General features: G+C 73.1%; 14 protein-coding genes. 6 read left to right on the top strand and 8 right to left on the bottom strand.

Going from position 1 to position 13,934, the window contains the following annotated elements:
• Positions 1-32 precede the first annotated feature (32 nt).
• On the bottom strand, positions 33-1,424 hold the full coding sequence (locus tag FHX46_RS04685) for a PucR family transcriptional regulator (protein ID WP_167110971.1): 1,392 nt from the start codon (positions 1,422-1,424) through the stop codon (positions 33-35).
• Positions 1,425-1,515: 91 nt separating this feature from the next.
• Between FHX46_RS04685 and FHX46_RS04680 the strand changes: the two genes are divergently transcribed.
• The 3 genes from FHX46_RS04680 (at position 1,516) to FHX46_RS04670 (ending at position 4,751) form a co-directional block, all read left to right on the top strand.
• Complete coding sequence (locus FHX46_RS04680) at positions 1,516-2,922, top strand: aldehyde dehydrogenase family protein (protein WP_167110969.1); 1,407 nt, start codon at positions 1,516-1,518, stop codon at positions 2,920-2,922.
• A 105-nt stretch (positions 2,923-3,027) separates the two neighbouring features.
• Positions 3,028-3,450, top strand: a complete 423-nt coding sequence (locus FHX46_RS04675; RefSeq protein WP_167104045.1) for a YciI family protein — start codon at positions 3,028-3,030, stop codon at positions 3,448-3,450.
• A 41-nt stretch (positions 3,451-3,491) separates the two neighbouring features.
• Positions 3,492-4,751, top strand: a complete 1,260-nt coding sequence (locus FHX46_RS04670) for an RNA polymerase sigma factor (RefSeq protein ID WP_167121118.1) — start codon at positions 3,492-3,494, stop codon at positions 4,749-4,751.
• 9 nt (positions 4,752-4,760) lie between these two features.
• Here FHX46_RS04670 and FHX46_RS04665 read toward each other — a convergent pair whose 3' ends face one another.
• The 3 genes from FHX46_RS04665 to FHX46_RS04655 are packed head-to-tail and all read right to left on the bottom strand — an operon-like array spanning position 4,761 to position 7,820.
• Positions 4,761-5,420: a rhomboid family intramembrane serine protease gene (locus FHX46_RS04665; protein ID WP_167110966.1), complete on the bottom strand. Its 660-nt coding sequence runs from the start codon at positions 5,418-5,420 to the stop codon at positions 4,761-4,763.
• Positions 5,417-6,457, bottom strand: coding sequence for an ABC transporter permease (locus FHX46_RS04660; protein ID WP_167110964.1), 1,041 nt, complete (start codon positions 6,455-6,457; stop codon positions 5,417-5,419). Before FHX46_RS04660 ends, FHX46_RS04665 begins: the two co-directional genes overlap by 4 nt.
• A 43-nt stretch (positions 6,458-6,500) precedes the next feature.
• Positions 6,501-7,820, bottom strand: coding sequence for an aminotransferase-like domain-containing protein (locus tag FHX46_RS04655; RefSeq protein ID WP_167110962.1), 1,320 nt, complete (start codon positions 7,818-7,820; stop codon positions 6,501-6,503).
• Between the two features lie 75 nt (positions 7,821-7,895).
• On the opposite strand from FHX46_RS04655, the gene FHX46_RS04650 reads away from it, so the two are divergent.
• Positions 7,896-8,702 (top strand): alpha/beta fold hydrolase, encoded by an 807-nt coding sequence (locus FHX46_RS04650; RefSeq protein ID WP_167110960.1) that lies wholly within the window; start codon positions 7,896-7,898, stop codon positions 8,700-8,702.
• On the opposite strand, the gene FHX46_RS04645 is transcribed toward FHX46_RS04650, so the two are convergent.
• A complete protein-coding gene (locus tag FHX46_RS04645; RefSeq protein WP_167110958.1) occupies positions 8,690-9,082 on the bottom strand; it encodes a winged helix-turn-helix transcriptional regulator in 393 nt (130 codons plus the stop codon). The genes FHX46_RS04650 and FHX46_RS04645 overlap by 13 nt on opposite strands.
• A gap of 119 nt (positions 9,083-9,201) precedes the next feature.
• On the opposite strand from FHX46_RS04645, the gene FHX46_RS04640 reads away from it, so the two are divergent.
• Positions 9,202-10,128: an alcohol dehydrogenase catalytic domain-containing protein gene (locus FHX46_RS04640; RefSeq protein WP_167110957.1), complete on the top strand. Its 927-nt coding sequence runs from the start codon at positions 9,202-9,204 to the stop codon at positions 10,126-10,128.
• On the opposite strand, the gene FHX46_RS04635 is transcribed toward FHX46_RS04640, so the two are convergent.
• From FHX46_RS04635 to FHX46_RS04625, 3 genes are read right to left on the bottom strand one after another with little or no spacing between them, the layout of a single operon-like run.
• Positions 10,125-10,589: a MarR family winged helix-turn-helix transcriptional regulator gene (locus tag FHX46_RS04635; RefSeq protein WP_167110955.1), complete on the bottom strand. Its 465-nt coding sequence runs from the start codon at positions 10,587-10,589 to the stop codon at positions 10,125-10,127. The two genes, FHX46_RS04640 and FHX46_RS04635, sit on opposite strands and share 4 nt — an antisense overlap.
• A gap of 45 nt (positions 10,590-10,634) precedes the next feature.
• Positions 10,635-11,534, bottom strand: coding sequence for a LysR family transcriptional regulator (locus FHX46_RS04630; protein ID WP_167110954.1), 900 nt, complete (start codon positions 11,532-11,534; stop codon positions 10,635-10,637).
• Between the two features lie 9 nt (positions 11,535-11,543).
• Positions 11,544-12,938, bottom strand: a complete 1,395-nt coding sequence (locus FHX46_RS04625) for an MDR family MFS transporter (RefSeq protein WP_208400002.1) — start codon at positions 12,936-12,938, stop codon at positions 11,544-11,546.
• Between the two features lie 98 nt (positions 12,939-13,036).
• Here FHX46_RS04625 and FHX46_RS04620 point away from each other — a divergent pair, with 98 nt between their 5' ends.
• Positions 13,037-13,864 (top strand): phosphoribosylaminoimidazolesuccinocarboxamide synthase, encoded by an 828-nt coding sequence (locus tag FHX46_RS04620; protein ID WP_167110952.1) that lies wholly within the window; start codon positions 13,037-13,039, stop codon positions 13,862-13,864.
• Positions 13,865-13,934 lie beyond the last annotated feature (70 nt).

Raw genomic sequence — 13,934 nt, 5'->3', positions numbered from 1 at the left:
CCGCCCGTCCGGGACCGGGTGCGGAATCCGGCTCAGGCACCGCCGGGCACGAGTCCCCGCAGCCGCAACGCCATCCACAACTCCGTCCGGACGTCCGGGTCGTCCAGGTCCCGGCCGGTCAGCTCGGCCACCTTCGCCATCCGGTTCCGCAGCGTGTGCCGGTGCACGCCCAGTCGGGTGGCCGCCGCGTCCCACTGCCCGTGCGACCGCAACCACTCCGCGAGCGACACCAGCAGGTCGCCCCGCCCGGCCGCGTCGTGCCGCGCCACCGGCTCCAGCACCATGGCCGCGAACGCTTGCGCGTCCTCTGCCGGCAGCAACGACACCAGGTCACCACGGAACCGCACCAGCTCCGCGGTCGCCGCCACACCAACCGCGTGCCGGTGCGCGGCAGCCAGATCGGCGTACCCCCGTGCTGCCGCGACGCCGCCCGTCAGCCCCGCCATCCGGTACCCCTCGGGAGCGATCGCCACCACGAACCCGTCCAGCTCCGCGCAGAACGCCGGACCGCCGTCGAGCGCGTCGAGCACCTGCTCGGCCGGTCCGGTCAGCGCGAACACCTCCACCGGTTCCGGTGGCAGCTCGACGATCTCCCCGACCAGCGCACGCTGCCCGGCCAGCAGCAGCCGCATCAGGGCGGTCCGCAGGCGCCGCTGGGCGTCCTCGACGCCGCGCACCCGCGTCAGGGCCAGCGTGAGCAGCGAAGCGGCGGCGCTGAGCACGTACCGGCTGGTCCGGTCGAACGGCTCGGGCCGCCCGGCCACGAGGAACCCTTGGTGCCGCAGCACCTGGACGACGACGTGCTGCCCGTCCACCTCGAAGCTCGCGCTCGCCGGGCCGCCGTGCAACCGCGCCAGCTCAGCCGTGACCGACGCCAGCCGGGTGGCCGCGGCGGCCGGCGCGGCGCGCACCACCGCCCCGCGCCGGTCGATCAGCAGGACGAACCCGCCGAGCAGCCGCGCGAGGCGCCGCACCGCGGCATCCGGCCCGCGCAACGCCGCGCGCGTCAGCTCCTGCTGGGCCGCGTTGGTGGCGGTGACCTCGGCGTAGGAGTCCGCGGCGAGCGCCGCCGACACGGCCTTGCTGATCGCGATGAACGGCGTGCGCCGCGGCACCTCGAGCAGCGGCATGCCGGCCGCGACCGCCGCTCGCACAAGTTCGCGTGGCACCTCGGCGTGGCTGAGGCCGATGCCGAACCCCAGGCCGGCCAGCCCTCGTCCGGTCAGCCGCGCCACGTACGCGGCGTCGCTCACCAGGCGCAGTCCCGTGGTGAGCAGCAGTTCACCGCCTTCGAGGAACGGCGTCGGGTCGTCCAGTTCGCTGACGTGCACCCAGCCGACCGGGCGGTCCAGCCCGGACTCCCCGGCCAGGACGCGCAGCCCGAGGGCGGGATCGGCGAGCAGCCGCCGCAGGGTCACCGGCATGCGCCCACTCTGCCACTTTGTCCAGTTCCGCGACATCCGATTGGCCAGTTTGGCCATTTCCGTCCGGCGCGGCCGGACCGATGCTGGACGCATGACCTTCCCCTACTGGGTCGCCGGCCGTCCGGCGTCGAGCACGGATGTCGTCGACGTGCGCAGCCCCCGCGACGGCGCGCTCGCCGGGACCACCAGCAACGCCACCGCCGAAGACATCGAAGCCGCCGTGGCGGCCGCCCACGAAGCGCGGCAGGAGGTCGCGCAGCTGCCCGCCTACGCGCGCGCGGATGCCCTCGACCACGTCTCCCGCCGCCTCGGCGAACGCGCCGACGAGATCGCGAACCTGATCCACGCCGAGTCCGGCAAACCGCTGAAGTGGGCCCGCGCCGAGGTCGGGCGCGGGGTGTCCACCTTCCGCTGGGCCGCGGAGGAGGCCCGCCGCTTCTCCGGCGAGCTGCAGCGGCTGGACACCGACGCGGCGTCGGCCGGACGGCTGGCCCTGGTGCGGCGCGCCCCGCGCGGACCGGTGCTGGGCATCACCCCGTTCAACTTCCCGCTCAACCTGGTCGCCCACAAGGTCGCCCCGGCCATCGCGGCCGGCTGCCCGATCGTGCTCAAGCCCGCGCCGGCCACCCCGCTGACCGCGCTGGTGCTCGGCGAGCTGCTCGCCGAAACGGATCTGCCCGCCGGTTCGTGGTCGGTGCTGCCGATGCCGAACGAGGCGGCGAGCGAACTGGTCGCCGATCCGCGGCTGCCGGTGGTGTCGTTCACCGGGTCCGGCCCGGTCGGCTGGTCGATCCAGGACCGGGTGCCACGCAAGCACGTGACCCTGGAGCTGGGCGGCAACGCGGCGGCGATCGTCTGCCCCGACTGGACGGACCTGGACTTCGCCGCGCAGCGGATCGCGACCTTCGGCACCTACCAGGGCGGGCAGTCGTGCATCTCGGTGCAGCGCGTGTACGCGCACCGCGACGTCTACGCCGAGCTGGCCGACCGGGTGGTCGCGCACGTGCGGAAGCTCGACGTGGACACCGAGGTCGGGCCGCTCATCAACGAGGCCGCCGCGGTGCGGGTGCAGTCGTGGGTCGACGACGCGGTCGCGGCCGGCGCCGAGCTGCTCGCCGGCGGGCCGCGGCAGGGTGCACTGGTCGCGCCGACCGTGCTCGCCGGTGCTCCGGAGGACAGCGCGGTCAACGCCGAGGAGATCTTCGGTCCGGTGCTGTCGCTGGCGCCGGTCGACTCGGTCGAGGACGCCTTCGCCCGGGTCAACGCCTCGCGGTTCGGCCTGCAGGCCGGCATCTTCACGCACGACCTGCGGATCGCGTTCGAGGCGTCGGCGCGGCTGGAGGTCGGCGGCGTGGTGATCGGCGACGTGCCGAGCTACCGCGCCGACCAGATGCCCTACGGCGGGGTGAAGGAGTCCGGCACCGGGCGGGAGGGTCTGCGCGCGGCGATGGACGACCTCACCGAGCAGCGGGTTCTCGTGCTCACCGGGGTCAGCTGAGATTCCCGGACGAAAATTGTCCTGCCTTGTCGATTCGCGCTCGGCTCGATCGATGTCATCGTGAACGGTTCCACGGAAGGAACCACCGACGTCAGGAGACGACCGATGAAGTTCATGGTGCTGGTGAAGGCGAGCGAGGAGACCGAGGCCGGCGTACTGCCCACTGAGCAGGAGCTCACCGCGATGGGCAAGTTCAACGAGGAGCTGGTCAAGGCCGGTGTGCTGCTGGCCGCCGAGGGGCTGCACCCCAGCTCGAAGGGTGTGCGGCTGAAGTACACGAACGAGGGCACGAGCGTCATCGACGGCCCGTTCGCCGAGACGAAGGAGCTGCTCGCCGGGTTCTGGATCCTGGACGTCAAGTCGCGCGAGGAGGCCGTCGAATGGCTCAAGCGCGCCCCGTTCGAGGACGCCGAGATCGAGATCCGGCAGGTGTTCGCGCCCGAGGACTTCGGTGAGGCGTACACGCCGGAGCTGCGCGAGGCCGAGGAGCGGATGCGCCAGCAGTCGGCCGAGCAGCACGGCCGGTAACGACTTGCCCTCGCCGCGGCGAGGTGGTGTGCTCGGTGGCCGTGACGGTCACCGAGGCACACCGCACCATCGAGGCTGTGTGGCGGATCGAGTCCGCCAAGCTGATCGCGGCACTGACGCGGATGGTGCGCGACGTGGGGCTGGCCGAGGAGCTGGCGCAGGACGCGCTGGTGGCGGCGCTGGAGCAGTGGCCGGCTTCCGGCGTGCCGTCGAACCCGGCCGCGTGGCTGATGACGATCGCCAAGCGACGGGCGATCGACCACTTCCGGCACGTGAAGATGGCCGAGCGCAAGCACGAGGAGCTCGGCCTCGACCTGGAGACCGTGCGGCAGGCGATCGAGGTCGAGCCGGACGAGGTGCCGGACGACCTGCTGCGGCTGATCTTCACGGCGTGCCACCCGGTGCTGAAGACCGAGGCGCGGGTCGCCCTCACGTTGCGGTTGCTCGGCGGGCTGACCACGGACGAGATCGCGCGCGCGTTCCTCGTGCCCGAGGCCACGGTGGCGCAGCGGATCGTGCGGGCGAAGCGGACGCTGGCGCAGAAAAAAGTGCCGTTCGAGGTGCCGGTGGGCGCGGAACTGGCGGAGCGGCTGGGGTCCGTGCTCGAGGTCGTGTACCTGATCTTCAACGAGGGCTACTCGGCCACGGCCGGGGACGACCTGATGCGGCCGCAGCTGTGCGCCGACGCGATCCGGCTGGGACGGATCCTGGCCGGGCTGGCACCGGCGGAGCCCGAGGTGTTCGGGCTGCTCGCGCTGATGGAGCTGCAGGCGTCGCGAACCCGGGCGCGCGTGACCGCCGAGGGCGAGCCGATCCTGCTGCTGGACCAGAACCGCGCCAAGTGGGACCGGTTGCTGATCAACCACGGGTTGGCGGCGCTGGAGCGGGCAGAGCGCCTGGCGTCCACGCGCGGGCCGTACACGGTGCAGGCGGCGATCGCGGCCTGTCACGCGCGCGCAGGTTCCAGTGCGGACACGGACTGGGCGCGGATCGCGGCGCTGTACGGCGAGCTGGCGCAGGTGGCGCCGTCGCCGGTGGTGGAGCTCAACCGCGCGGTGGCGGTGTCGATGGCTTCCGGTCCCGCGGCGGCGCTGCCGTTGGTGGACGCGCTGGCGGAGTCGCCGGCGCTGGCCCGGTACCACCTGCTGCCCGCCGTGCGCGGCGACCTGCTGGCGAAGCTGGGCCGCCCGGAGGAGGCACGGGCGGAATTCGAGCGGGCAGCGGGCATGACGCGCAACGCCCGGGAGCGGGACGTGCTGCTCGCCCGGGCGAAGGAAGTTTCGGGCGCACCCGGCGAGTGACGGGGTCGCTCAGGACGCTTTCGGCGGGTCGAGCAGGACCGCCGGGTCCGCCGGCGACGGCTCGACCTGCTTGTGCCGCCGCTCCCGGAACACCCAGCCCCCGACCACGCCCGCGCCGAACCCGAACAGGTGCCCCTGCCAGCTGATGCCTTCCTCGGCCGGCAACAGCGCGGTGAACTGGTAGGCGAAGCACAGGGCCATCACCAGCCCGATCACGATGTCGATCGGGCGGCGGTCGAACACGCCGCGCACGATGAGGTAGCCGAAGTAGCCGAAGACGACACCGCTGGCACCGACGGTGACCGTGTTGGCACCGGCGACGAACCACACCCCGAGGCCGCTGCCGACGACGATGAGCAGGGTGACGGCGAGGAACCGGCGCACCCCGCGGTAGGCGGCGAGGAACCCGAAGATGAACAGCGGCCCGGAATTGTTCTCGATGTGCCCCCAGCTCCCGTGCAGGAACGGCGCGGTGAAGATCTCCGGCAGCGAGCTCACGTCCCGCGACCTGATGCCGAGGTCGAGGGTGAGCTGGTAGCCCGTGGCCCAGTTGCCGATCTGGATGATCCAGATGACGGCGAGGAACCCGACCATGACCCACAGCGCCTTGCGCGCCTCGGCGATCATGGCCAGGGCTTCGGCGCCGGTGGGCAGCGGGCGTTGCGTCATCCGTCAAGGGTAGTGGAATCACCGCCGGTTTCCCGGCGGATCCGCAACGCGGACGCGACCAGGGTCAGCACCAGCCCGGCCGCGCCCCAGATCACCAGCACGGAAATGGGCCCACCGGTCGCGTTCCCGCCGAAGTACACCTCGTTGCGGACCGCCTCGGTGCCGGCCCCGTTGGGCAGCCAGTCACCGATGGCGCGCCAGAACGGCGGGAGCAGCTCGGTCTGGTACGCGCCGCCCGCGCTCGGGTTGCCGAGGATCACGAAGATCAGCACGGTGATGCCCACGCCGATGACGCCGAACAGCACCTGGAAGGCCATCGTGACCGTCGCCGCGGCGAAGGTGAGGGCGGCACCGATCCACCACAGGGACAGGAAATGCCCGGTCAGGGCGCCGAGGGCCTGGTCGACGACGAGCGCGCCGCCCAGGCCGGACACGACCGCGTACGGCACCATCGCGGCGAGCCGGATCGCCGTGCGGCGCAGGGTCGCGGGCCGGGAGCCCTTCGCGATGCCGAGCGCGGCCGCGGCGAGGTACCCGCCGACGAGCCAGCCGACGACGGCGTAGAAGGCCGTCAGGCCGCGGGCGTCGCCGGGCTGCGGCGGGACGAGGTCCCGGACGTCCAGGGTGCGGTTCTGGGCGGCGCCGAGCTGGGTGAAGACCTGCTCGACGGCGGTGGCGAGCGCCGGCCCACCGGCCGTCGCGACCAGGAGGGTGTCGGTGGTGCCGGACGGGTTGAGCAGGTAGGCCGCCTCGACGTCCCGGTCGAGGACGCGCTGCCGGGCGTCGTCCGCGGTGGGGCTGGCGGAGGCGTCGATCGGGGTGCCGTGGATGCCGTTGATCGCCTCGACCGTCTGTTGTGGACCGACCACGGCGACCGCCACCCGGTGCGGCGACGGACTGTGGAAGGCGCCGACGTAGGACAGGATGAAGCCGAGCTGCAGGAGCAGCACGCCGAGCACGAGCAGCACGGTCCGCGGCGCGATCGCGTCCCGCAAATCTGCGGCGAGGCCGCGCGGTCCGGATTCTTGGCTGGTCATGGCTTCCGAACCTAGGCGCGGTGGCGCCTTCCCGCGCGGCGAGTCACTCCATGCCGGTGTCCTCGGGGCTGGAGCGGGCCAGTTCGGCCAGCGTGCCGAGCGCCGTGGCGAGCACATCGGCCGGCGGGGCGGACAGCGCCAGCCGCACGGCCGTGGGGGCCCGGCCGGGGGTCACGGCGAACGCCGCGGCCGGGGTGACGGCGATGCCGCGCCGCGCGGCGGCCGCCACGAACGTTTCCGCCCGCCACGGTTCCGGCAGCCGCCACCAGCAGTGGTACGCGCGTGGGTCCGCCGACACGGCGAAGCCGGCCAGCCGCGACCGAACCAGCTCCTGCCGCGCCGCGGCGTCGTCGCGCTTCGCGCTTTCGATCTTCGCCACGGTGCCGTCACCCATCAGCCTCGTTGCGGCGGTCAACGGGAACTGCGCCGCCGCCCAGCCGCCCGACCGCACCGCCGCCGTCAGCCGCTCCCGCAGCGCCGGTGGCGCCACCACGAATCCGAGCGTCAGCCCGGGCGCCAAGCGCTTCGACAGGCTGTCCAGCACCACCGTCCGCTCCGGCGCGAGCGCCGCCAGCGGCGCCACATCCGGCCGCAGGAAGCCGTTGATGCCGTCGTCGATCAGCGGCAGGTCCCGCGCCCGCGCCGCCTCGACCACCTCCGCACGCCGGGCATCCGGCATCGTCACACCCAGCGGGTTGTGCACCGCCGGCTGCAGGTAGATCGCACGCAGCCGCGGCGGCAGGTCCGGCACGAGCCCGTGCTCGTCGACCTCCAGCGGCACCAGCGTGACCCCGAGCCGGGCCGCGATGCCCTTCACCACCGGGTAGGTCAGCGCCTCGACCCCCAGCCGCTCGCCGGGCGGCACCAGCGCGGCGATCGCGGCGGCGATCGCCTGGCGGCCGTTCCCGGTGAACAGCAGGTCTGCCGGATCGGGCGACCACCCGCCGCGCGCCAGTACCGGCACGGCCTCCGCCCGCGCCTGCGCGCCGCCCGTCACCACCGACGGCCCCAGCCCCTGGGCGAGCAGGTCCGGCCGCAGCGCCGGCCCGAGGCTCGCGGCGATCAGCTCGGGCTGCCCGGGCAGCATCGGGAAGTTCAGCTCCAGGTCGACCGTCGCGGCCGCCGGTTCGGCCAGCGCGGACTCCGGCTTCGGCCGGGCGGCCCGGATGAACGTGCCCCGCCCGGTCTCGCCGACGGCCAGCCCGCGCCGGACCAGCTCGCCGTAGACCCGGGCCGCGGTGGACACCGCGATGCCCCGTTGCCGCGCGAACCGGCGCTGCGGGGGCAACTGGTCCCCCGGCCGAAGCCGTCCGGCGGCGATGTCGGCCGCGACCGCGTCGGCGATCACCCGGTAGTCCCGCACCAACCCACTCCACCTTTGCACCGAGAGCAATGTTTTTATTGCACCGATTCTATCAGCGCACTTACCGTCATCGCCATGAGTTCGATCGAGATCGGCGAGATCACCGCAGGCTACGACGACAAGGGATCCGGACCGGCGCTGGTCCTGGTCCACGGGCACCCGTTCGACCGCTCGATGTGGGAGCCGCAGCTGGACCACTTCAGCGCGCGGGGCTGGCGGGTCGTCGCCCCGGACCTGCGCGGGTACGGCGAGACGACAGTCGTGCCGGGCAAGACCCCGCTGGCGACGTTCGCCCGCGACCTGGCCGCCCTGCTCGACCGGCTGACTGTGGACCGGTTCGTCCTGGCGGGGCTGTCGATGGGCGGCCAGATCGTGATGGAGTGCCACCGGCTGTTTCCGGATCGCATCCGCGGCCTGGTCCTCGCCGACACCTCACCGCGCGCGGAGACCGCCGCGGGCAGGCGCAACCGCACCGAGATGGCGGACCGACTGCTCCGAGAAGGACTCCGGCCGTACGCCGACGAGGTCCTGACGAAGATGGTGGCGCCGGCCAACGTCGAGGCCATGCCGGACGTCGCCGAGCACGTCCACCGCATGATGCGCGGCACCTCGCCGGAGGGCGCCGCCGCCGCGCTGCGGGGCCGGGCCGAACGCCCCGACTACGTGCCGACGCTGGCCGGCGTCGGCGTGCCCACCCTGGTCGTCGTCGGCGACCAGGACGAGTACACCCCGGTGGCCGAAGCGGAGTTCCTGCACGCGAGCGTCCCCGGATCCGAGCTGGCGGTCATCGCCGGTGCCGCGCACCTGCCGAACCTGGAACGCACCGCCGAGTTCGACGCCGTCCTGGCGGACTTCCTGGCCCGGCTGCCTCAGGAGTCGTAAGCGGTGCGCGCCTGCTCGATCTCCGCGATGTGGCACTCCGCCCAGTCCTTGAGCTGCCGCACCACGGCGTGCAGGCTCCGGCCCAGCTCGGTGAGCTCGTAGTCGACGCGGACCGGGACCTCCGCGGTCACGGTCCGCGCGACCAGCCCGTCGCGTTCCAGCGCGCGCAACGTCTGCGTCAGCATCTTCTGGCTCGCGCCCGCGATGATCCGGGTCAGGTCGCGGTAGCGCTTCGGGCCGTCGCCCAGCGCGGCGAGCACGAGGGTGACCCACTTGTCGCTGATCCGCTCGAGCACCTTGCGCGCGGGGCAGGCGGCCAGGAACGCGTCATAGGCCGCGCGGTCCTGCTGCCTGCGCTGCGCGGCGGTCAGGGTCGCCATGGCACCTCCGGGTGTCCTACGCACTTGAAAGTGCGTGCCGTGCGGCGGGATGCGGCGGTTCGTCCCGCTCGTTCTCCACGACTGCACACGCCATCGAAAAATTTCCGGAGGAGACGAAAATGCGTGCTGTCGTCGTCGAGGAGTTCGGCGGTCCCGAGGTTCTGAAGGTCGTGGACGTACCGGTTCCGGTTCCCGGACCCGGTCAGGTGCGGATCCGGGTGTCGGCCACCACCGTGAACCCGGTGGACCTCGCCACCGCGGCCGGCCTGTTCGCCGGGACCGGCGTCGTCCCGGCCGGGCGGGCCGCGATCGGCTGGGACGTCGCCGGCGTGGTCGAGGAAGCCGGCGCCGGCGTGGCGTTCGCGCCCGGTGACCCGGTGATCGGGCTGCGGGCGCGCCTGGCCGATCCGCAGGGCGCGTGGGCCGAGCAGATCGTCCTGGACGCCGCCGCGGTGGCACCGGCCCCGGCCGGCATCGACCCGGTGGCGGCGGCGACCCTGCCGCTGAACGCGCTCACCGCGCTGCAGGCCCTGGACGCCCTGAACCTCAAGACCGGCCAGACGCTCCTGGTGACCGGGGCGGCCGGCGGGGTCGGCGGGTTCGCGGTCGAGCTGGCGGCGTTGCGCGGCCTGCGGGTCGTGGCCGCCGCGGGCGAACACGACGAGGAGGCGGTCCGCGGTTTCGGAGCCGAGTTCTTCGTGCCGCGGACGGAAATCCTCGCCGAGGGGGTCCGCAAGCGGGTACCGGGCGGGGTCGACGGTGTCCTCGACGCCGCGGTGCTCGGGTACGCCGCGCTGGACGCGGTGCGGGACGGGGGCGCGTTCGCCGCCGTGATCGGCAACGGCCCGGACAACTACCGCGGCATCCGGATCCAGCCGGTGCGGATCGCGGCCGACGGGACCGCGCTGACCGGGCTGTCCCGTCTCGCCGCCGCGGGCCACTTGACGCTCCGGGTGGCCGAAACCCTGCCGCTGGCCGAGGCGGCCAAGGCCGCGGCCCGGTTCGCTGCGGGCGGTCTGCGCGGGCGCCTGGTCCTGGTGCCCTAGTTCCCGCGGGCGAGGTGGTGCTGGAACAGCTTGCGGCTGATCCGGCCGAGTTCCGCGAACTCGTCGCCGGTGAGGGGGGCGATCACGGCGTCGTGCACGGCCTGCCGGTAGCCGGGTGCGACGCCGTGCAGGAAGTCCGCCCCCGCGCCGGTCAGCACGGCGTAGAGGCCGCGGCGGTCCGTCGGGTGTTGTTCCCGGCGGACCCAGCCGAGGCCGGCCAGGCGGTTGATCCGGTAGTTGAGCCTGCTGCCCGGTGAGAACAACACGGCGGCCAGCTCGCCCATGCGCATCCGGCGGCCGGGCGCGCCGTCGAGCCGCGCCAGGATCTCGTACTCCGCGTGGGAGATGCCGGCGGCGTCGTGCAGGTGCCGTTCGATGGCGCGTTCCACCAGCGTGTGCGCGCCCAGGTAGTGCACCCAGGCCCGGAGCGCCTCGTCGGACGGCCAGGGGCTCTCCTCCATCGACCCTCCCAGTCGGTCGGCAGGCTGGAATATAGCGCGGCAGGCTCAGCCGAGGCACCGCTCGACGTGGCCCGGCACGAGGATCGCCTTCCGGCGGAGGAGGTCGGTGAACGCCGAGGTCACCGGATCGGCGGCCGGGCGGGTGTAGGCGGTCACCGCGCGCCGCACGGGTGGGTCGGGCCGCAGGAGGTGCCCGGGGAACCGCGCCGGCAGCACGTTCGCCGGCACCAGCGCCGGGCCGAGGCCGGCCGCGGCCAGTGACGGCGCCGCGGCCGTCTGCTCGGTCCGGACCGCGGCGCGCGGCTGGAACCCGGCCGCTCCGCACACCTGGTCCAGCAGGTCCGCCAGACCGTTGCCGGGCGCGTAGTGGACCCACTCCCGGTCGGCGAGGTCCGCGAGCCGCACCCGGGTCGCACCGGCTGCCGGGTCGTCCGGGGACACCACCACGACGAACTCCTCCTCGCCGAGCGGGTGCACCGGACCGTCCCAATCGGACGGTTCCGGGCCGACGGCGAGGTCGGCCTGTCCCTGCGCCATCGCCTCGGCGAGCTCCCCGGCGTGCCGGTGCTCGAACAGCCGCACGTGCACGCCGGGATGGGCGCGCCGCCACGCCTTGAGCACCGGCGGCAGCACGCCCAGGCTCAGCGAGTAGACGGTCGCGACCATGATCTCGCCGCACTGCAGGCCCGCCGCCTGCCGGGCGGCGGACACGGACTTCTGCGCCGCGGCCAGGGTGGCCCGCGCGTGTGGCAGCATCGCGCGGCCCATCGGCGTCAGCCGCACCGATCGGGGCAGCCGTTCCAGCAGCGGTCCGCCGGTGGCCCGCTCCAGCGCCCGCACCTGGTGCGACAACGCGGGCTGCGTCACGTGCAGCAGCTCGGCGGCCCGTGTGAACGAACCGGTGTCCACGATCGTCACCAGGTACTCCAGCTGCCGCAGCGTCATGACCTCAGCTTATGCCGGCACCACGGCCGGCTGGATCCGCTCATGCCACTGCACCCGCCACAGCCACCACGCGGCGGCCAGCGCCGCCACGGATGCCCCGGTCAGCCACCAGAACGCGACCTGGAAGGCGTGCTCGGCCCCGGTGGGCAGCAGGCGGGACAGCACGACCGCGATCGTCGCGCCCCCGACCGCGCCGCCCACGCGCATCAGGATGTTCAGCGTCGTGGTGGCGTCCGGAAGCTGTTCGCGCCGCACCGAGGCGAACGCGGCGGTGCCGGCCGGGGACGCGGACAGCGCCAGCGCCATGCCGCGCAGGAACAACAGCACCTGCAGCAGCACCGGATCGGCATCGGCGCCGAGGAAGGCGAACGGCACCGTGACGAGCACCGTGCCGACCCCGCCGGCGAGCGCCACGATCCCGCCGCCGTGCCGGTCGGTCAGCCACCCGGCCAGCGGCATCACCACCATCGTGCCCAGGCCGAGCGACAGCAGCGACAGCCCGGTGGCCACCACGCCGGCGCCGCGCAGGATCTGGAAGTACAGCGGGAACAGCAGCATCGCACCGAACATCGCCGCGCCGATGAACAGGCTGGACACCGTCCCGGCCGTGAACACCCGGTTGCGGAACAGCGTGAGGTCCAGCAGCGGCCGCTCGCGCCGCCACGACCGCAGCGCGAAGGCCACCAGGCCCGCCGCCCCCAGCACGAGCGACACCAGCACCGCCGGCTTGATCCCGCCGCCGCCCTCACCGACGGCGCTCAGCGCGTACACGAACAGCGGCAGCCCGAGCCCGATCAACGCGAAGCCGGTCCAGTCCAGGCGGCCCGGGGTGCCGGGCTCGCCGCGCGGCACGTACCTGAGCCCGAGCGCGACACCGATCGCACCGATCGGCAGGTTGATCAGGAACAGCCACTGCCAGGACAGCGAGTCCAGCAGCACCCCGCCGACGGTCGGGCCGATCGCGGGGGCACTGCTCACCGCGATGCCGAGGATGCTCATCACCCGCCCCAGCCGCTGCGGGCCGACGGCCTGCCCCAGGACGGTCTGCCCGGCCGGGGTCAGCAGCCCGGCGGCCAGGCCCTGCACGACCCGCAGCACGACGAGCCACTCGACGTTCCCGGCCAGCGCGCACAAGCCGGACGCCACGGTGAACGCCGCGAAGGCGCCCAGCCACAGCCGGCCCACGCCGACCTTCCGGCTGAGCCAGCCGCACAGCGGCAGCGACACCGCGAGCGCGATCAGGTAGGCCGTGGAGACCCACTGCACCTCGTCCAGGGTTGCGCCCAGGTTGGCGCCGATCCGGTCGAGCCCGACGTTGACCAGTGACGAGTCGAGCATGCCCACGAAGGCGCCGAAGACGATCACCAGGGAGATCCGCCACACGGGCCAGGGAATCCGTTCCATGATCCCCAAGCTAGGACCTCCAGTAATGTCGAGGTCAACGGTCGCTGAGCAGCACCGTAGGATGAGCGCGGCGAAATCGGCGACACGGGATGAGAACCATGAAGCACATCTACGCGGGCAAGGTCCGGGAGCTCTACGAAGACGGCGACGACATCGTGCTGGTCGCCTCCGACCGGATCTCCCTCTACGACGTGGTGATGCCCACCCCGGTGCCGGACAAGGGCAAGCTGCTCACCCAGCTGTCGCTGTGGTGGTTCGAGCACCTGAGCGGCATCGTGCCCAACCACGTGGTGTCCACCGAGGTCCCCGAGGAGTTCGCCGGCCGCGCGGTCCGCGTCAAGCCGCTGAAGATGGTGCAGGTCGAGTGCATCGCCCGCGGTTACCTGACCGGGCTCGGTCTCAAGGAGTACCAGAAGCGGGGCACGGTGTCGGGCGTCCAGCTGCCGCCCGGGCTGGTCGAGGGCAGCAAACTGCCGGAGCCGATCTTCACGCCGACCACCAAGGCGACCGAGGGGCACGACGAATTCATCACCTTCGACGACGTGATCGCCCAGGAAGGCCGCGAAACCGCCGAGCGCCTGCGCGAGCTGACGCTGGCGATCTACCGCGCGGGAGCCGAGCGGGCCGCCGCGAACGGGATCATCGTGGCCGACACCAAGCTCGAGTTCGGCTGGGACGCCGACGGGGTGCTGACCCTCGGCGACGAGGTCCTCACCTCCGACTCGTCGCGGTTCTGGCCCGCCGACCGCTGGCAGCCCGGCCGCCCGCAGTTCTCCTTCGACAAGCAGTACGTGCGCGACTGGGTCAGCGGCACCGGCTGGGACAAGACCCCGCCCGCGCCGGAGATCCCGGCCGACGTCGTCGAGACCACCCGCAACCGCTACATCGAGGTGTACGAGCGGATCACCGGGCGGACCTGGGGCTGAGCAGGCGCCCTCCGCGGTCCATAAACGTTGCTCATACCTCCCCTGACCAACGGGACTTCGACTTATCAGC

The sequence above is a fragment of the Amycolatopsis viridis genome, from assembly GCF_011758765.1.
GTDB classification, from domain to species: Bacteria; Actinomycetota; Actinomycetes; order Mycobacteriales; family Pseudonocardiaceae; genus Amycolatopsis_E; species Amycolatopsis_E viridis.
This window is presented reverse-complemented; position numbering and strand designations above follow the sequence as displayed.

What these genes read in the sequence shown, in the direction of transcription:
- FHX46_RS04685 (WP_167110971.1), bottom strand. Translation starts at nt 1,424, where the DNA reads ATGCCGGTGACCCTGCGGCGGCTGCTCGCCGATCCCGCCCTCGGGCTG.
- FHX46_RS04680 (WP_167110969.1), top strand. Translation starts at nt 1,516, where the DNA reads ATGACCTTCCCCTACTGGGTCGCCGGCCGTCCGGCGTCGAGCACGGAT.
- FHX46_RS04675 (WP_167104045.1), top strand. Translation starts at nt 3,028, where the DNA reads ATGAAGTTCATGGTGCTGGTGAAGGCGAGCGAGGAGACCGAGGCCGGC.
- FHX46_RS04665 (WP_167110966.1), bottom strand. Translation starts at nt 5,420, where the DNA reads ATGACGCAACGCCCGCTGCCCACCGGCGCCGAAGCCCTGGCCATGATC.
- FHX46_RS04660 (WP_167110964.1), bottom strand. Translation starts at nt 6,457, where the DNA reads ATGACCAGCCAAGAATCCGGACCGCGCGGCCTCGCCGCAGATTTGCGG.
- FHX46_RS04650 (WP_167110960.1), top strand. Translation starts at nt 7,896, where the DNA reads ATGAGTTCGATCGAGATCGGCGAGATCACCGCAGGCTACGACGACAAG.
- FHX46_RS04645 (WP_167110958.1), bottom strand. Translation starts at nt 9,082, where the DNA reads ATGGCGACCCTGACCGCCGCGCAGCGCAGGCAGCAGGACCGCGCGGCC.
- FHX46_RS04640 (WP_167110957.1), top strand. Translation starts at nt 9,202, where the DNA reads ATGCGTGCTGTCGTCGTCGAGGAGTTCGGCGGTCCCGAGGTTCTGAAG.
- FHX46_RS04635 (WP_167110955.1), bottom strand. Translation starts at nt 10,589, where the DNA reads ATGGAGGAGAGCCCCTGGCCGTCCGACGAGGCGCTCCGGGCCTGGGTG.
- FHX46_RS04630 (WP_167110954.1), bottom strand. Translation starts at nt 11,534, where the DNA reads ATGACGCTGCGGCAGCTGGAGTACCTGGTGACGATCGTGGACACCGGT.
- FHX46_RS04625 (WP_208400002.1), bottom strand. Translation starts at nt 12,938, where the DNA reads ATGGAACGGATTCCCTGGCCCGTGTGGCGGATCTCCCTGGTGATCGTC.
- FHX46_RS04620 (WP_167110952.1), top strand. Translation starts at nt 13,037, where the DNA reads ATGAAGCACATCTACGCGGGCAAGGTCCGGGAGCTCTACGAAGACGGC.